The following is a 17,952-nucleotide window of genomic DNA, read 5'->3' as shown; positions in this document are numbered from 1 at the left end:
AAAAAACCTGCCGAAGAGAGCTAACCAAGCACGATCTGGTTCCGAAAACCGGAAGTCCGCTTTTCGGGATCATGCCTACCGCCGGTTGGCGAGAGGAACCACGTTGTGCAACGTTTCAATGCCGCTTTCAAGGAAGCGCCGCACGCCGCGCGCGGCCTGGCGAATACGCTGCTCGTTTTCCACCATGGCGATGCGGACATAGCCCTCGCCGTGCTCGCCGAAGGCAACCCCGGGCGACACCACCACGCCCGATTTCTCCACCATCAGGGTGGCGAACTGCATGCTGCCGACGCCCTCAAAGGCTTTCGGCAGCGGCGCCCAGGCGAACATCGAGGCGGCCGGCGGCGGAATATCCCATCCCGCGCGGCCAAAACTTTCCACCAGCGCGTCGCGGCGCTTGCGGTAGGTGTCGCGCATTTCGCGAATGCAATCATCCGGGCCATTCAAGGCGGCGGTGGCCGCGACCTGGACCGGCGTGAACGCGCCGTAATCGAGATAGGATTTCACCCGCGCCAGCGCGGCGATGATCCGCTCATTGCCGACGGCAAAGCCCATGCGCCAGCCCGCCATCGAAAACGTCTTCGACATCGAGGTGAATTCGACGGTGACGTCGATCGCGCCGGGAACCTGCAGCACTGAGGGCGGCGGGTTCTTGTCGTCGAAATAGACTTCGGCATAGGCCAGATCCGACAGGATGAAGATCTCGTGCTTCTTCGCGAACGCCACCAGATCCTTGTAGAAATCGAGGTCGGCGACATAGGCGGTCGGATTGGAGGGATAGCAGACGATCAGCGCGATCGGCTTCGGGATCGAATGGATGATCGCGCGCTCCACCGCTTCGAAGAATTGCGGCGTCGGCTCCGACGGTACCGAGCGGATCACGCCGCCCGCCATCAGGAAGCCGAAGGCGTGAATGGGATAGCTCGGATTGGGGCACAGCACGACATCGCCGGGCGCGGTGATCGCCTGCGCCACATTGGCAAAGCCTTCCTTGGAGCCCAGGGTCGCGACGACCTGGCTTTCCGGGTTGAGCTTGACGCCGAACCGGCGCGCGTAATAGCCGGCCTGCGCCTTGCGGAGCCCGGTAATACCGCGCGAGGCCGAATAACGGTCGGTCCGCGGCTTGCCCAGCGTATCCTTCAGCTTCTCGATCACATGGGCCGGCGTCGGCAAATCCGGGTTGCCCATGCCGAGGTCGATGATGTCGGCACCCGCGTTCCGCGCGGCCGCCTTGGCCCGGTTGACCTGTTCGAACACGTAAGGCGGCAGACGGCGGATGCGGTAGAAATCTTCCATGGGACCCTTGCTCCGACGACCAGCGGGACAGAATCGGTAGAATCTGCGGTTTTCGAAGCCGAGTTCGGCTCCGTCCAAAACTCGCGCTCAATCAATGATTTAGAGCGAATTCAGGCGCAGTATCCTGAGTGCCGGACCGTGATGCGGTTGAATTAAGGCTCTTTTAGCACGGGCGTCCCGCAGCACCAGAGACTATAGCGTTTTCAAGCGAAAGCCTGCCGGGACTCATTTGGGGGCGGTAGCCGGATCGCGTCACGAAACGCTTAAAAAACAGACAGCTTATTTGGCGGCAGGGTTTGCTGCGGCCGCGGCCGCCTGGCGATCCCGCGCGGCACGCAGTTCGGCCTCGATCTTGGCCTGCTCCGCCGGCTTGATGACCGCCTCGTCGCGCTCCGGCGGCAGGTCGTGGACCGGCAGGTAGCCCCCGGCTTCCTTCGGACGCGCGGGCGCGTCGCCCGGCACGCCGACACCTGGCAAATCCGCGATCGAAGTCGAGCAGCCGCTGACCGCGAGCGCGGTTGCGAACAGCGCGGCCATCGACCACAGCCTTATCATCCGATCCACCGGCATCCGTCCGGAAGTCCCCAATATCTGTCCCGTCGCCTTACATCGTTTGCAAAGTGCGCGTTGGCAAGAGCTGTTGGTATGCGCCTTGCAGCGCGCCGGGTCGTCGAGTTGCGTCAAATTCTCCGCAACCCTTCAAACCATTGTCGCCCGAAACGATTAAAGCCAGAACAGGTAACTCAAGCGGTGCGGCTTCAATGTGTCCGAACGGAGAAATTTTATCGCAGTGCAACAGGATTAACCCAATACTACCGCCGCCGTCAGGCGCGGTGACGAACTCGAAATGAAGTTATAGTGTCCCTGACATGACCGACGTTAACACCGAAATCCACGCTGCGAAATCCTTCAACGCTGAAGCCTTCGCCATGAACATCGCCAGGGCCATGGAGAGCAGTGGCCAGGCGCTCGCGGCCTACCTGAAGCCGCGCGAAAACGGTGAGCTGAAGGACAAACCGCCGAATGAGATCGCCGAGGTGATCAAAACCTTCAGCACGGTCGCCGAATACTGGCTTTCGGACAAGGAGCGGGCGTCCGATCTGCAGGTCAAGATGGCCAAAGCCTATCTCGATCTCTGGGGCTCGACGGTGCGCCGCATGGCCGGCGAAGAGGCCCCGCCCGCGATCGAGCCGTCGCCGCGCGACAAGCGATTCAAGGATCCGGAGTGGAAGACCAACAAGTTCTTCGACTTCGTGATGCAGCTTTACCTGCTCACCACGCAATGGGCGCAGGAACTGGTGAAGAACGCCGAAGGCATCGATCCGCACACGCGCAAGAAGGCCGAATTCTACGTTCAGCAGATCAGCAATGCGATCTCGCCGTCGAATTTCGTCTTCACCAATCCGGAAGTGCTGCGCGAGACGCTGGCGTCGAACGGCGACAATCTGGTGCGCGGCATGAAGATGCTGGCCGAGGACATCGAAGCCGGCCGCGGCACGCTGCGCATCCGCCAGTCCGATCCCACCAACCTCGTGGTCGGCGTCAACATGGCGACGACGCCGGGCAAGGTGATCTTCCAGAACGAACTGATGCAGCTGATCCAGTACACGCCCACCACGGAGACCGTGCTGCGCACGCCGCTGCTGATCGTGCCGCCCTGGATCAACAAATTCTACATCCTCGATCTCAAGCCGGAAAAATCCTACATCAAATGGTGCGTCGATCAGGGCATCACCGTGTTCGTGATCTCCTGGGTCAATCCGGACAAGGAACTAGGCAAGAAGACGTTTGACGACTACATGAGGCAGGGACCGCTGACCGCGATGGACGTCATCGAAAAGGTCACGGGCGAGATGAAGGTTCATACCGCGGGCTATTGTGTCGGGGGCACCCTGCTCGCCTCGACGCTGGCGTGGCTCGCCGAAAAGCGCCGCGTGCGCGTCACCTCGGCGACGTTCTTTGCGGCCCAGGTCGACTTCACCCATGCCGGCGATCTACTTGTGTTCGTCGACGAAGGCCAGATCTCGGCGCTCGAGCGCGACATGCAGGAAGCCGGCGTGCTCGAAGGCAGCAAGATGGCGATGGCCTTCAACATGCTGCGCTCGAACGACCTGATCTGGTCCTACGTCGTCAGCAATTACCTGAAGGGACAACCGCCCTCCTCCTTCGACCTGCTGCACTGGAATTCGGACGCGACGCGAATGCCGGCAGCCAACCATTCCTTCTACTTGCGCAATTGCTACCTGGAGAACCGGCTGTCCACCGGCAGCATGGTGCTTGATAACACGCTGCTCGACCTCTCGAAGGTGAAGGTGCCGGTTTATAATCTGGCGACGCGCGAAGATCACATCGCGCCCGCGGATTCGGTGCTGTACGGCTCGCAGTTCTTCGGCGGGCCGGTCAAATACGTGCTGTCCGGATCCGGCCACATCGCCGGCGTGGTCAATCCGCCGGTGTCTGGAAAATATCAGTACTGGACCAACGACAACATCAAGGACGTCACGCTGGCCGAGTGGCTCAAAAACGCCACCGAGCACAAGGGATCGTGGTGGCCGGACTGGCGTCAATGGCTGGAGGGCCTCGACGCCGAGGTGGTGCCCGCGCGCGCGGTCGGCTCCGAGGCGATGCCGCCGATCGAGGATGCGCCCGGCAGCTACGTTCGGGTCCGCGCGTAGCGCAAGCCCGCGGGGTTGGCTATAAGCTGATATCCCGTATCGGGATTCGAAAATCGAATGAGGGGGAAACCATGACGCGTGAATTGTTCTGGCTTGCGCTGACGGTGATTTTGACCGGCCTGCTGTGGGTCCCCTACATCATCAACCGCTGTCAGATCCGCGGCCTTTCCGGCGCCATGGCCAATCCCTCGCGCAACGACAAGCCGCATTCGGAATGGGCCAACCGGCTGATGTTCGCGCATGACAACGCGGTCGAGAACCTCATCATCTTCGCCCCCCTGGTGCTGATCCTCAACCTGGCCGACTATTCCACCAAATGGACCGTGATGGCCTGCATGGTTTATTTCTGGTCCCGCGTCGCGCATCTGATCGTCTACACGCTGGGCCTGCCGGTGTTCCGGACCCTCGCCTTCACCGTCGGCTTCCTCGCGCAGGCCGTGCTGGCGCTGGCGATCTTCCAGGTGCTTTGATCGCGGGCCCCCCCGCATCCCGATCAGCCCGCGGCAATCGCAGGGGTCGCCGGGCGAAGCTTCCTGAGCCGAAGCAGGATCAGGAGAGCCCCGCACGAACATGCCATGGCAACGCCAAGCAGCGCGTTGCTGCCGAAATTCGTCAGCAGGCCGACGAGAAGCGGGGGCGAAGCTGCGGAAATGATATTCAACGGCAACGCCAGCCGCGAGGTCGCCTTGGCGAATTCGGCCTGGTCGTAGAACACCAGCGGTATGGTCGCACGGGCGACCGCGAACGCGCCGCTGCCCATGCCGTACAGCAGAATGAAGGCCGCGATCGCCCAATGCGATCCGCCGCCGATCATCAGAAACAACATCGCCACGGGAATGGCCGAGCCGGCAAACAGTGCCGTCGTGATCCCGTCCCACCGCCCGCCACCAAGGAAATCGAGTCCCCGCGCGCTGACCTGGATCACGCCAAGCATCGAGCCGAAGGTAACGGCCGTCGCAGGCGACAGGCCCTCCGCTTTCAGAAGCTCGATCAAGACGGCGCTGAATCCGAAGGAAACGAACGCATTGAACGCGAGAGCCACCAGGATCAGGTAGAAGGTGCTTTTCAACACGATCGGCGACGCGCTCGCCGGCAACGCCGTGGCGACAGCTTCACCGGCCCGTTCGGGTCGACGCGGTAATCCGAAATAATACAGCGGCAGGCACAAAAGCAGCAGCATGCCGCAATAGACCAGACAGGTTCCACGCCAGCCCACAACGTCTGACAGAAACGATGTGGTAGGCCAAAAAACACTGCTGGAAAGCCCGGTCACCAGCATCATGGCGCCGATGCCACGCTTCGCATCCCGCCCGGCGATCTCGTTGAGCAAGATGTAGGCGGCGGTGGCCAGCGTGGCGCTGCCGGCCGCGCCGAGGATCACCCACGCCGCGAAAAACTGTATCGGGCCCTGCGCGAACGACAGCAAAACGAAGCCCGGCGCACCGATGATGGCTCCCGCGATCATCACCCGGCGGGCACCAAATTGCGTGAACGGCCTTGCCAAGACAGGAGCGCACAGACCCATCAGGACATAGAAGATCGAGTTGCCGGCAAACACCGCCGAGATGTCCATGTGAAGATCGGCGGCGACCTGCCCGCCGACGACCGCAAGCAGTCCGATCGTGCCCCATCCGATGACCTGCGTAATCGCGAGAACGACCAGGACGCGGAACATTGACTTGCCGGACTCGGGGATCATCAGATCAGAGGCTTTTCCGGGCCACGACAAACAGCATCGGGGCCCACTGGTTGTCGAAGCCGATGACCTCGCCGGTCTCGATTTCAAGCGAATTCCAGTTGCCCGCGCTGGCGTAGGTTTCGCGCAGCCAATCAGGCGACGGGTAATTGTAGTAGCGGCCTAGCGTGTCGCGGCCTTCGGCGTCACCGGTCTTGAAGCTGGCAAAGAAAGCGCCGCCGGGTTTCAGCGCGCGCCAGATCAGCGACAGCACCTGCGCCAGGTCATCGCGCGGAACGTGCAGCAGGCAGGCATTGGCCCACACGCCGTCGTAGGTCCCGACTGCGTCGATGTCATGAAACAGCAGCGTCCCGACCGGGCGGCCAAGACGGCGCGACGCCACCTCAGCCATTTCCGGCGATCCGTCGGTCGGCGACACGTCGAAGCCCCGCGCCAGCATTTCCGCGGTGTCGCCGCCGGCGCCGCATCCGAGTTCGAGAATGGCAGTGCCAGGTGGAAGCAGCGTAAGGAACGCCTCCAGCCTTGCCCGACGCGAGGTGATCTCGCGCGCCGCGTAAGCCTCGGCATGGCCGCGGTAGAATTGAAGCGTCGCCTCGTCCACGAATCCCTCTCGCAATCGGCGAGGCCCAGCATCAGCCGCGTGTTGCAGTAAAAACAGTAGACCTGCCTTCGCCGGACGCAACTATGGATTCTGCGGTTCTGGGATGCGCTCGCAAGCCCCGACGGCCGAACGGGCGGCAGCGCCGGCATCGCGCTGATAGCGTGATGCCTGCGTGAGCGTAAGGCGCTTTGGGCCTAACTGTCGGCCAACCCCAGCATCAGCCGCATGTTCTGCACGGCGGCTCCGGAGGCGCCCTTGCCGAGATTGTCGAGACGCGCGACGAGAACGGCATGGGGATGCTGCTGGCTTGCAAACACGTAGAGCTCGAGCTTGTTGGTCTCGTTGAGCGCTTCGGGTTCCAGCCGTCCGGTTTTTGACGTCGCGTATTCGAGCGGCATCACGGAAACATATTTGCTGCCGGCGTAGCGCTTGGCCAGCGCGGCATGGAGTGCCGCGCCATCGGGCTTGGCCGGAAGCGCGTCGAGATGCAACGGCACCGACACCAGCATGCCCTGCCGGTAGTTGCCGACCGACGGAACGAATATCGGCCGCCGCGTGAGCCGTGAGTACAGCTGCGTCTCCGGCAGATGCTTGTGCTCGAAGCCGAGACCATAGAGTTCAAAGGACGGCGCGGTGCCGCCTTCGAAACTTTCGATCATCGACTTGCCGCCGCCGGAATAACCGCTGACCGCATTGATGGTGACGGGATAGTCCGACGGCAGCAGTCCCGCGTCCACGAGCGGGCGCAGCAGGGCGATCCCGCCTGTTGGATAGCAGCCCGGGTTCGAGACCTTCCGTGCCGCCTTGATCTTGTCGGCCTGGTCAGGCGCGAGTTCCGCAAAACCATAGGTCCAGTCGGGCGCGACGCGAAACGCCGTCGAGGCGTCGAGCACCTTGGGTCCCTTGGCGCCCATGCCGTCGATCAACGCCACGGTTTCCTTCGCCGCATCGTCCGGCAGGCAGAGGATCACGAGATCCACCTCCTCCATCAGCGCCCGCTTGGCTCCGGCGTCCTTGCGCTTGTCCTCGGCAATGCTCTTGAGCGCGACGTCGCCCTGCAGGCGCAGCCGCTCCTGAATGCCAAGGCCCGTCGTTCCGGACGCGCCATCGACAAAGATGGTGGGCTTCCTGGTGTCGCCGGTCGTGTGCGGCTTGATATCGGTCAGGGTCATGGCGCGTTCCTTTCAAGCGTCGTCGTTTCGTTCGCTGCTGCTGTGTCGGTAATGTCGGTCATGAAGGCTTGCGGGCGCGCCTCGCGCATCAGTCCTGCGATCCCGGCTGCATCAGCGTCACCCTGTGACGCCAGCGCATTGCTGATGGCTGAGTAGTCCGCGTCGGATTTGTGCTGGTTCAATTTGAAGCTGCCCTCGATTTCCTCAACCGTCATCACCAGACCCACGATCGCCTTCTTCATGGCGTCCAGCCGCCCGGCCGTCATCTTCGACGACAACCAGGGCTTCTTCGGCAACAGCCTGTTTTCGAACTTGGCGCTGAGCGTATCGATCTGCTCGGCCAGTTCGTCGTCGGACAGTGCCCGTACCGTGCCTGTCAGGTGCACGGCCTGGTAGAGCCAGGTCGGCACTTGATCGGGCGAGACGTACCAGTCGGGCGATACATAGGCATCCGCGCCGTTGACGGCCAGCAGCCAGGACGAGGTCCCGCCGGCGAGCTTTACCAGTGGATTATGACGGGCAACATGAAACAGCGCGCGCGGCGTCCCGTCATCGGCAAAGCCGAGATAGAACGGCAGCGGCGAGGCAATCGGCTTGGCGCCATCCCACGCGCAGACGAGGCCAAAGCCGCGCGCTTCCGCAAACGCCAGGCTGGCGGCACGGTCGGGCTTGAACGGAGGCGGCGTATACATTTCAAACTCCTGCTTGACGTAGGAGCCGCCAGATCAAACCGCGTGTCTTGAAGGGAAAGAGCCGCGGATCGTATCCGGCGGCAGAGGCGATGATCTTAAACGCAGACAACCGCCCGTACCGCGAGAATGCGGCGGCGGCGGGCGATGAGGCTGGTCGAAGCGTTGATCATGGCGGGGCCATAAGGCCGCCCGGTTTCAGGGTCAAGCCAAAACACAAAGGCCGCCCCAGGGCGGCCTTTGGTCAACGGTCAGCAGACGAGCTAGATTACCGGATTCCACGGCGCCGGCACCAGCCGGTATCCAGTTCCGTCCTTTTCGACAAAGCCATTGGCCGGGAACGGATAATGGAAGCCCTGGACCCGCATCTTGTCGGCAACCAGCATGTCGTAGACCTTGCGGCGGGTGGCTTCTGCCATGGCCGGGTCCTGATCGAACATCAGGTGCCAGCCCGGATTGGTGACGAACAGCGCCGGCAGGTTGGTGACGTCGGACTGGATGAAGACCTTGTCCGAACCGGACGACAGGACATACGAGGTGTGGCCCGGCGTGTGACCGTGGGTAGCCATCGCCTGCAGCCCGGGGGCGACGTCCTTGCCCATTTCGTAAGGCGTGACCTTCTTCTTCAGCCCGGCGTCGAACACGCGGCGCGCGTTGGCGAACACGCCCTTCATGCGCTCCGTGGTCTGCTTGCCCATCTCGCCGTCGTCCATGAAGTATTTCCACTCGGCGGCCGGCACCAGCACCTCGGCATTCGGGAATGCCAGCACGTTGTCCGCGGTCAAGAGGCCGTTGATGTGGTCGCCGTGGAAGTGCGAGATTACCACCATGTCGACGGCCTTGGGGTCGAGCCCGGCGGCGACCATGTTGCTGGCGAACTGTCCGACATTGCCCTTGCTCGAGGCGAAAGCGCCCGGGCCGTTGCCGGTGTCGATGACGACAAGCTTGCCGCCGGTATTGATCACGAGCGGCGCGAACTGGATGCTGATCTTGTCTTTCGGCATGAACGCCTTTTCGAGCGCGGCGTTGACTTCGTCCTTCTTGACGTTGAGCACGAATGTGTCGCCCAGCGCGAAGTTGTTGACGCCGTCGGAGATGACGTTCACCTGGGCGTCGCCGACCTTGTAACGATAGAAACTCGGCGCTTGCTTCTCGGCGACCGGCGCGGCCGCCTTGGCCGGCATGCTGGGCAACAGAGGCGAAGCAGCGAGAGCCGCAGCTCCAGCGAGTGCGTGACGTCGTGTCAAATCCATGTGATGTCCTCCCAGTGAGACGATGAATGCGGTTCGCGGGATTTCCCGCTTTGTTGACGTGTCCGTGTGATTCTCGGCCTGGTTGCCGCCGCTTCTATCAGCGTTTCAATGCTAACGCGATGAGGCGGTGCGACGGCAGGCAAGCCCGGTGTTCCCCATCATGAGAGCTAACCCCTGCCCCCGCCGGCTTATTCCGGCAGCGCGAGCGTCTGCGTTCACAACAACCGCCACACCCATTCGATAATGTGAGCGATCACGTCGCCAAACAGCAACAACGCTGCCGACCAGACCAGCGCGGAGACGAAATTGGCGATCTGGAATGGCCAATAGGGCATCTCGAAAATGCCGGCGGCGAGCGGCACCGACGCCCGCAACGGTCCGAAGAACCGCCCGATGAAAATCGAGGGCACGCCCCACTTTTTCACGAAAGCCTCGCCGCGCGGCAGGATTTCCGGATAGCGCGACAGCGGCCAGATCTGGGCCACCTGCTCCTTGTATTTGAAGCCGACCCAGTAGGAGACCCAGTCGCCGAGCCCCGCCCCAATGCCGCCGGCGATCCAGATCGGCCAGAAGTTGATGCCGCTGACGCCCATCAGGGCGCCGATCGCGACCAGAGCCCCCCAGGCCGGAACGACCAGTGAAACGAACGCCAGCGATTCGCCGAACGCCAGCAGCAGCACAATCGGTGCTGCCCAGGCCTGATGATCGCGCACGAAATCAGCCAGGGCGCGCGCAAAATCTTGCATCCCTTAAACGCCTTCCAGCCCCAAATCCGGCCATTGAATCAAACCCGCGGGCCCATGGCCTTGGAACAGGTACGCCAGCCCGTTGCGTGACTTCAAGTCACAAAGGCGGACACTGGGCGTGATTTCAACGCCCGCTCGCGCCCCCCCCGCCCGCCTTCCCTACCCAAAACGGGGAATTTCCCCACAAAATCGGTAAGGGCGCGGTTCGCGGCGATCATGCACCAGGTATCAATGGCCGGAACGACCAGAGCTTAGCTCTGCGGCGGCGGCGGCCGCCTAGGCGGTCGAGGCTTTGCCGGACGGGGTTGTGCCGGCGAGAGCGGCTGCAGGGTCACGATGACCGGGTTTGGCTTGTGATCCAGCGCCGCGCCGGTAACGGCATCCACCCCTATGCCGACCACGCCGCCAAGCAGAACGTTGCCGGCGAAGCCTGCGGCGCCGGTGGCGGGAACTTCCTTGGTGAGAGGAATGATTTGCGGTTCATACCCCTCTTTGTTCACTGTCACGATGATGTCGGCGCTGCGTTTGGCCTGAACCACGCACGGCGTCACGCAGGCGGTGGGAACATCCAGTCCCGATATCTCGGCGGTCGCGCCTGCCGGCGTGCTCGAGATGGAAATATTCTCTGTCGTTCCACGCGTTACCGACGCGCAGCCAACACAGGGCAGCGCGATTGCCGCCGCCAAAACCAGCCTAATCATTGATTATTTTCCCCAGGCCCGCCGCGACCATCACGCAACCTTGGGCTGAAAGCAAGCCGGCGCCTCACCTACGTTTAGACATTGTTAACCGTGGAAGTTCCAGTCATTGCTGCGCCCGACAGAAGCGCTCTGCCTTGGCCCCGGCCGTCACTTTTTAAGCCCATCCGTGGCATAGTCAGACAGACCGATTCGCGGCGCCAAGTTGCGCGCATCACATGAAGAACCATGCCCAAACCATTGAAAACATCTGCTAAAAGCAAAACCGCCAACGACTTGTTCGGAGCCGATGAACCGAAGGGCCGCGCCTCGCTGAAGGTCGCCGCCAAATCCGGCAGCGCCGAAGCCGGCTATACCGCAGCGGATATCGAGGTGCTGGAGGGGCTTGAGCCGGTCCGCCGCCGGCCCGGCATGTATATCGGCGGTACCGATGAAAAGGCGCTGCACCACCTGTTCGCCGAAGTCATCGACAACTCCATGGACGAGGCGCTCGCCGGGCATGCCTCGTTTATCGAGGTTACGCTGAGCGCGGACGGATTCCTGACTGTGACCGACAATGGCCGCGGCATTCCGGTCGATCCGCATCCGAAGTTTCCGAAGAAGTCCGCGCTCGAAGTCATCATGTGTACGCTGCATTCCGGCGGCAAGTTCGACTCCAAGGTCTACGAGACCTCGGGCGGCCTGCACGGCGTCGGCGTCTCCGTCGTCAACGCCCTCTCCTCGCTCCTCGAGGTCGAGGTCGCGCGCGAACAAAAGCTCTACAAGATGACCTTCGAGCGTGGTCATCCCAAGGGCAAGCTGCAGGAACTCGGCAAGATCAACAACCGCCGAGGCACCACCATCCGCTTCAAGCCCGACACCGAGATTTTCGGCGCCAAGGCCGCCTTCAGGCCGCAACGCTTGTTCAAGATGGCGCGCTCGAAGGCCTACCTGTTCGGCGGCGTGAAGATCCGCTGGCGCTGCGATCCGGAACTGCTGCGCGGCATCGAAGAGGTGCCGGCCGAGGACGAATTCCATTTCCCCGGAGGATTGAAGGATTATCTCGGCGCCGCGATCCATGCCGACACGCTGGTGCACCCGGATATCTTCTCCGGCAAATCGGGGCGCAACGGCGCCCACGGCGCCTGCGAATGGGCGGTGGCCTGGACGGCGGACGCCGACGGCTTCCTCTCCTCCTATTGCAACACCGTGCCGACGCCCGACGGCGGCACCCACGAATCCGGCATGCGAAGCGCGATGCTGCGCGGCCTGAAGGATCACGCCGAGCGCATCGGCCAGGGCAAGCGCGCCGCACCGATCACCTCGGAAGACGTCATGGTGGGCGCGGCCGTGATGCTCTCGGTGTTCGTGCGCGAACCGGAATTCCAGGGCCAGACCAAGGACCGCCTCGCCACCGCCGAGGCCCAGAAGATCGTCGAGCAGGCGATCAAGGACCCGTTCGACCATTGGCTGTCGGGCAATCCGCTGCAGGCCAACAAGCTGCTGGATTTCGTCGTCGAGCGTGCCGACGAGCGGCTGCGCCGCCGCGCCGAGAAGGAGACGTCGCGCAAGACCGCGGTGAAGAAGCTGCGCCTGCCCGGCAAGCTTTCCGACTGCACCAACACCGCGACCGAAGGCTCCGAGCTGTTTATCGTCGAGGGCGACTCGGCCGGCGGCAGCGCCAAGCAGGCGCGCGACCGCAAGACCCAGGCCGTGCTGCCCTTGCGCGGAAAAATCCTCAACGTCGCCTCCGCCGGCAAGGACAAGCTCACCGCCAACGCCCAGCTCTCCGACCTGATGCAAGCGATCGGCTGCGGCACGCTCGCGCATTACCGCGAGGAAGACCTGCGGTATTCCCGCATCATCATCATGACCGACGCCGACGTCGACGGCGCCCATATCGCCTCGCTGCTGATCACCTTCTTCTACCGGCAGACGCCGCGGCTGATCGACGAGGGCCACCTCTATCTCGCGGTGCCGCCGCTCTATCGGCTCACCCACGGCGCCAAGACGGTCTACGCCCGCGACGACGCCCACAAGGACGCGCTGCTCAAAAGCGAATTCAACGCCAATGCCAAGGTCGATGTCGGCCGCTTCAAAGGGCTTGGCGAGATGATGCCGGCGCAGCTCAAGGAAACCACGATGGACCCGGCCAAGCGCACCCTGCTGCGCGTGGTCCTGCTGGCCGACGACCGCGAAGGCACCGCCGATTCGGTCGAGCGGCTGATGGGCACCAAAGCCGAGGCCCGATTCGCCTTCATCACCGACAAGGCGGAGTTTGCCAGCGAGGATCTGCTGGACGTCTGACCTCCGGGGCGACCTCGGCGACGGCACGTCGTTTGTCCGATTGCGGGCCGTTTTCGGCCTATTTCACCCCGTGCGCGCCTGATCTTGCCTATTTTTCAGGCGCTTTCCCTCAAATCGTTTTCGGGCGGGTGTGTTGTCCCCGCAACAGCATTTTGGGTGGAACTGCGTATAGTCCTGACACTGGGTTTCGGGAATCGGTGCAAGCGCACCATTTGGGCGGTCGGTTACGACGCTTAAGATTGAGGGTTTGGACAATGAAGAAATTAGCGATCGCTCTGGCTGCGGTAGCGGCGATGACCGGATCGGCCTCGGCCGCTGACCTCGGGGCTCGTCCGTACACCAAGGCTCCGCCCCCCCTGGCTCCGATCTACAACTGGACCGGTTTCTACATCTTCGGCGGTGGCGGCGGCGGCCTGTGGTCTGCTGACAGCAATGCAGTGAGCACCGGCGTGGTCGGACCTCTGGGAGCTTTCGGACCAGCCGGTACCGCGCTCACCCGTGATGTGCGCCATGGCGGTTCCGGATGGTTCGGAACTGTCGGCGGCGGTTATGACGTGCAGTTCGCAGGCAAGTGGGTGGCCGGTATTTTCGGCGACGCTCAGTTTGGCGAACTGGAAGGTTCCTTGAGCGATCCTCTTTTCGGCACCGAAGGCACCCTGAAGCTCCGGACCAGCTACGCAGCTGGCGCGCGGTTGGGTTACTTGGTTGCACCGAACGTGCTATCCTACGTCAATGCTGGTTACTCGGGTTCTGAATGGTCGGGCACTACGCAATTTCCTGTGGCTGCTGGCGGCATCGCAGGGTCTTTCGCCGCCCAAACGACCACAGGTTCTTTTGATCGACATGGCTGGTTTATTGGCGGCGGTGTCGAAAACAACCTCGACATTTTCGGTATCTCTGCCCCCGGCTGGTTCATGAAAACCGAATATCGTAGCGCGTACTATGACCGGGCCACGATCCCCACGCGGTTCGCACCCACTAACGTGTTCGTTCCTGGATCAGCAGCGCTCACCGGCGGGGCAGTGACCCACGAGCCGTGGGTGCAGACCATCAGCACTTCGCTGGTCTACCGCTTCAACTGGGGTGCCCCAGCTACGCGGTACTGATCTCTCCCGATTGATCAACTCAAAAGCCCCGGCATCGTCCGGGGCTTTTTTGTGCCTGGTAGCGTCAATCCGTTGCTGCACCGATGCTACTGCTGCCCCCTGCAGTGGCCGTCTCTAGTCGCAGGTAGGCGCGGCGCACTTGCCCCCCCGATCACCAATCCCCTGATCATCTCCGCCCTTGCCGAAGCCGTCTGCATTGTATTCGATCGAAAGCTTCGGTCGGTCCGGCAATGGTTTCCCGGGGCGCCGGTCACGCCGTTCGAAAGCGGCAGCGGGAGTATTCATGGCCAGATTGCTCTTGATCGTTGGCTTTCTGGCGCTCGCCGTCGGCCTGCTCTGGATCGGCCAGGGCACCGGCGCGATCACCTGGCCGCAATCGAGCTTCATGATCAACCAGCTGCAATGGGCGGGCTATGGTGCCGTGCTCGGCGCCGTCGGCCTGATCCTGATCTGGCAAGGCAAGAGCTGATCGCGGCTCTGTCGACAACAACAATGGGACAACAACAATGAAAACAAAACTTTTCGATCTCAGCGGCAAGGTCGCCATCGTCACCGGCGGCAATGGCGGCATCGGGCTCGGCATGGCCCGCGGTCTGGCGGACGCCGGTGCAGCGATTGCGGTCGTCGGGCGCAATGAAGCCAAATCGGTTGCCGCAGCCGCCGAGCTCGCGCGCAGCGGCGCCAAGGCCATTTCGGTGGTCGCAGATGTCACCGACAAGGCGGCGGTCGATGCGATGGCCGCGCGCGTCGCCGGCGAACTCGGCCGGATCGACATCCTCGTCAACAATGCCGGCATCAGCATCCGCAAACCGCCGCACGTGCTCGATCTCGCCGAATGGAACAGCGTGATCCAGACCAACCTCACCAGCGCCTTCCTGGTCTCGCAGGCGGTCTACCCTGCGATGAAGCAAGCCGGCGGCGGCAAGGTCATCAATATCGGTTCGATGATGTCGATCTTCGGCGCCAGCTTTGCGTCGGCTTACGCGGCGAGCAAGGGTGGCATCGTGCAGTTCACCCGCGCCTGCGCCGTGGCCTGGGCCCCGGACAACATCCAGGTCAACGCGGTGCTGCCGGGCTGGATCGATACCGATCTCACCAGGGGCGCCCGCGCGCAGATCGACGGGCTGCACGACAAGGTGCTGGCGCGCACGCCGGCGGCACGCTGGGGCGTGATCGACGATTTCGCCGGCATTGCGGTGTTTCTGTCTTCGCCCGCGTCCGACTTCACCACCGGCACCGCGATCCCGATCGACGGTGGTTTCTCGGTCATGGGATAGCACCGACGTCACACTGAAACACTTCCGCAACGAAAAGCCCCGGGCATGCCGGGGCTTTTTAAAGCAGGTCGTGATCCTCAGTACTTGGCTTCTCAGTGCTTGGCGACGACCGGTCCGGTCGACCACGGATTGAACTTGAAGCTCACCCGCCCCATCACCGCATCGACCTTCGCCGAGACATTGCGGAGGTCCACCACGGTGCAGCCGACCACAGCCCGGTTACAATTGTGCCGCTCGCTGTCGAACTCGTAGTGCTTGTAGTCGATGCCGAGAACGAGGTTGTCCAGAACCGCGTATTCGCCGCCGACGCCGGCATACCAGCCGTCATGAGCGGCGCTGGCCGCCGCGATCGCAAGGTTGGCCGCGGGGAGGTAGACCCGGGTATCGATGTCAGCGCGAGCGTAGCCGCCCTGGCCGTACACCATAAAGCGATTCCAGGCATAGCCGAGCCGGCCGCCGAGGTAGCCGATATCATCGATGCGGCTTTGGCACGACGCCCCACCGCCGTAAATGCAGCCTTGGCCGAAAACGCCAGTGCCAGCGGTGTTGTTGAAGCCATTGTCCAAGCCATTCCAGCCGCCTTCGATACCGACAACAAGGCTGCCCCACTGCTTCTGGATTCCGGCAAAGCCGCCGTAGATCAACCGACTCTGGCTATCCGTCCTCCAGAGAGCGCCGGGAAAAGCATTGTAGAGAACGCCATCGGTGGTGGCCCATCCGCCGCCGACCGCGCCGCCGATATAGATACCGGACCAGTCATAGGTGATAACCGGGGGTGCAACGGGTGCCTTGGTGTACGGGCGAGCCGCGATGTCGGCGGCGAACGCGCTCGCCACGCTGGCGGCAAGGATCGAAGCTGCGAGTACCAGTTTCTTCACGTTGAATAATCCCCTCTATCAGAATTGGGGAGCGTACATCGACAACCGAAATCCTGACGTGTCCCTGCTGGCACCAGGCTTGTCGCCGTGGGCACTGCGAGGGCTACAACGTCGCGAACCAGACGGATTGTCACTTACTGTGGCGGGGCCGCTACAGACTCACCGCGTGATGTAGTGGCCGCAGCCAGCTTGTTCAGTATTCCGCAGATGCCGGCGACTGCACATGCTCGGGCCGGACGCCGAGCCCGATGAAGCGCGCCGTGATGCCCTGCAGCCACGGCACCGCCGTGATCAGCCGCATCACAAGTGGCGCTTTCAGCGGCTGATTGCCGCCCTTCAGCGCGGCGCTGACGATGTTGTCTTGCGCCACGACCTGCATCCGCTGCGTCATCCGCACCGGGAATTCGCGGCGCCGGCGCACCGCATCCAGCTCGTCCTCCGGCGGGCAGCCGTTCACGAGCTTGGCCGCGAGAAGATTGGCGGTCGCGACCGCGTCCTGAACCGCGAGGTTGACGCCGACACCACCCATCGGCGACATCGCATGCGCGGCATCGCCGATGCAAAGCAAGCCGGGCCGCGTCCAGCGCGTCAGACGGTTGATCGCAACCGTGAGCAGCTTGACGTCATTCCAGCTTTTGACGTCAGCAAGACCGGATTTGAGGATCGGCGCGACCCGCGCGACGTCGTCCAGAAGTGCCGGCAGGCCCCTCGCCTTGACGGCGTCGTACTGACCCTTGGCGATGATATAGGCGCATTGCCAGTAGTCGCCGCGATCGAACGTCACCATCATCCTGCCGGGCTCGACACGCGCAAACACGCTTTCGGTTTCATTTGCCGTTTTTCCCGCGCGGAACCACAGCACGTCCATCGGCGCGCCGATTTCCTCGGTCGCAAGGCCCGCGCGCTCGCGCACCAGTGAATGGCGGCCGTCGCAGGCGATGGTGAGATCGGCCTCGATATCGAGCATGCCCTCCGGCGTCTCCGCGCGCACGCCCGCGACGCGGCCGCCGTCCTCAATGAGATCGGTTGCTTCGGTGCTCATCATCACTTTGAGCGAGGCAAACCGCTTGCCGCTCTCGCGCAGGAAATTCAGAAAATCCCATTGCGGCATGAAGGCGATGAAGGGGTACTTCACCTTGAGCCGGCTGAGGTCGGCGAGCCGGACCGTTGCGCCGCCGAACAACCCCTCCATCTTCTGCAGCCGCTGATGCGGCAGCTTGAGAAATCCGTCGATCAATCCAAGTTCGTCCATCACCTGCAGGGTCGAGGGATGCACGGTGTCGCCGCGAAAATCGCGAAAGAAGTCGGCGTGCTTTTCCAGCACCACGACATCGATCCCGGCGCGGCCAAGCAGATATCCGAGCATCATGCCGGCGGGCCCGCCGCCAACGATGCAGCAGCGGACCTTCATCGTGCGCCCCGCGGGCTGCCGCGAAAAACTGCTTGCGTCCATGATCGACCTCCGAGCGGAATGTAGCTCAATCGGACGACGCCGGCTGGATTAGAGCCTTTTCCGTTCCGATGGAATCGGAACGGGGCTCTAGTGTCCCGAATCTGAAGTTCAGCGGACTCGAAATCG

General features: G+C 62.9%; 17 protein-coding genes. 6 read left to right on the top strand and 11 right to left on the bottom strand.

Annotation, left to right across the window (positions count from 1 at the left end):
- Positions 1-75: 75 nt before the first annotated feature.
- Together JQ574_RS10340 and JQ574_RS10335 are read right to left on the bottom strand one after the other, a co-directional pair.
- Complete coding sequence (locus tag JQ574_RS10340; protein WP_212208762.1) at positions 76-1,296, bottom strand: LL-diaminopimelate aminotransferase; 1,221 nt, start codon at positions 1,294-1,296, stop codon at positions 76-78.
- Between the two features lie 279 nt (positions 1,297-1,575).
- Positions 1,576-1,833: a hypothetical protein gene (locus tag JQ574_RS10335; RefSeq protein WP_249119242.1), complete on the bottom strand. Its 258-nt coding sequence runs from the start codon at positions 1,831-1,833 to the stop codon at positions 1,576-1,578.
- A 332-nt stretch (positions 1,834-2,165) separates the two neighbouring features.
- On the opposite strand from JQ574_RS10335, the gene JQ574_RS10330 reads away from it, so the two are divergent.
- Both JQ574_RS10330 and JQ574_RS10325 read left to right on the top strand, forming a co-directional pair.
- Positions 2,166-3,971: an alpha/beta hydrolase gene (locus tag JQ574_RS10330; RefSeq protein ID WP_212208764.1), complete on the top strand. Its 1,806-nt coding sequence runs from the start codon at positions 2,166-2,168 to the stop codon at positions 3,969-3,971.
- Positions 3,972-4,042: 71 nt separating this feature from the next.
- Entirely contained in the window at positions 4,043-4,441 is a 399-nt protein-coding gene (locus JQ574_RS10325; protein ID WP_212208766.1) for an MAPEG family protein, read from the top strand.
- Positions 4,442-4,464: 23 nt separating this feature from the next.
- Here the strand turns inward: JQ574_RS10325 and JQ574_RS10320 are convergent, their stop codons facing one another.
- The 7 genes from JQ574_RS10320 to JQ574_RS10290 form a co-directional block, all read right to left on the bottom strand.
- Positions 4,465-5,670 (bottom strand): MFS transporter, encoded by a 1,206-nt coding sequence (locus JQ574_RS10320; protein WP_212208767.1) that lies wholly within the window; start codon positions 5,668-5,670, stop codon positions 4,465-4,467.
- Between the two features lie 4 nt (positions 5,671-5,674).
- Positions 5,675-6,268 (bottom strand): class I SAM-dependent methyltransferase, encoded by a 594-nt coding sequence (locus JQ574_RS10315; protein WP_312014776.1) that lies wholly within the window; start codon positions 6,266-6,268, stop codon positions 5,675-5,677.
- A gap of 194 nt (positions 6,269-6,462) precedes the next feature.
- A complete protein-coding gene (gene argC, locus JQ574_RS10310) occupies positions 6,463-7,440 on the bottom strand; it encodes an N-acetyl-gamma-glutamyl-phosphate reductase (protein ID WP_212208770.1) in 978 nt (325 codons plus the stop codon).
- Entirely contained in the window at positions 7,437-8,132 is a 696-nt protein-coding gene (locus JQ574_RS10305) for an FMN-binding negative transcriptional regulator (protein ID WP_212208771.1), read from the bottom strand. The genes argC and JQ574_RS10305 overlap by 4 nt, the downstream gene beginning before the upstream one ends.
- A gap of 260 nt (positions 8,133-8,392) precedes the next feature.
- Positions 8,393-9,382, bottom strand: a complete 990-nt coding sequence (locus JQ574_RS10300; protein WP_212208773.1) for an MBL fold metallo-hydrolase — start codon at positions 9,380-9,382, stop codon at positions 8,393-8,395.
- Between the two features lie 215 nt (positions 9,383-9,597).
- Positions 9,598-10,128 (bottom strand): DedA family protein, encoded by a 531-nt coding sequence (locus JQ574_RS10295; protein ID WP_192740860.1) that lies wholly within the window; start codon positions 10,126-10,128, stop codon positions 9,598-9,600.
- A 251-nt stretch (positions 10,129-10,379) separates the two neighbouring features.
- Positions 10,380-10,829: a PEGA domain-containing protein gene (locus JQ574_RS10290; RefSeq protein WP_212208774.1), complete on the bottom strand. Its 450-nt coding sequence runs from the start codon at positions 10,827-10,829 to the stop codon at positions 10,380-10,382.
- A gap of 225 nt (positions 10,830-11,054) precedes the next feature.
- Here JQ574_RS10290 and parE point away from each other — a divergent pair, with 225 nt between their 5' ends.
- From parE to JQ574_RS10270, 4 genes are all read left to right on the top strand, one after another.
- The gene (gene parE, locus JQ574_RS10285; protein ID WP_212208776.1) at positions 11,055-13,112 is read left to right on the top strand and encodes a DNA topoisomerase IV subunit B; all 2,058 of its coding nucleotides are present in this window, start codon (positions 11,055-11,057) and stop codon (positions 13,110-13,112) included.
- Positions 13,113-13,366: 254 nt separating this feature from the next.
- Positions 13,367-14,218, top strand: a complete 852-nt coding sequence (locus JQ574_RS10280; RefSeq protein WP_212208778.1) for an outer membrane protein — start codon at positions 13,367-13,369, stop codon at positions 14,216-14,218.
- 283 nt (positions 14,219-14,501) lie between these two features.
- Entirely contained in the window at positions 14,502-14,687 is a 186-nt protein-coding gene (locus JQ574_RS10275) for a hypothetical protein (RefSeq protein ID WP_211994991.1), read from the top strand.
- A 37-nt stretch (positions 14,688-14,724) separates the two neighbouring features.
- Positions 14,725-15,495, top strand: coding sequence for an SDR family NAD(P)-dependent oxidoreductase (locus tag JQ574_RS10270; protein ID WP_211994988.1), 771 nt, complete (start codon positions 14,725-14,727; stop codon positions 15,493-15,495).
- Between the two features lie 92 nt (positions 15,496-15,587).
- Here the strand turns inward: JQ574_RS10270 and JQ574_RS10265 are convergent, their stop codons facing one another.
- Both JQ574_RS10265 and JQ574_RS10260 read right to left on the bottom strand, forming a co-directional pair.
- Entirely contained in the window at positions 15,588-16,373 is a 786-nt protein-coding gene (locus JQ574_RS10265; protein WP_212383476.1) for an outer membrane protein, read from the bottom strand.
- 193 nt (positions 16,374-16,566) lie between these two features.
- A complete protein-coding gene (locus JQ574_RS10260; RefSeq protein WP_212208781.1) occupies positions 16,567-17,826 on the bottom strand; it encodes an FAD-dependent oxidoreductase in 1,260 nt (419 codons plus the stop codon).
- Positions 17,827-17,952 lie beyond the last annotated feature (126 nt).

Origin of the sequence: Bradyrhizobium sp. AUGA SZCCT0158, assembly GCF_018130065.1 — a bacterium.
Lineage (GTDB): Bacteria > Pseudomonadota > Alphaproteobacteria > Rhizobiales > Xanthobacteraceae > Bradyrhizobium.
This window is presented reverse-complemented; position numbering and strand designations above follow the sequence as displayed.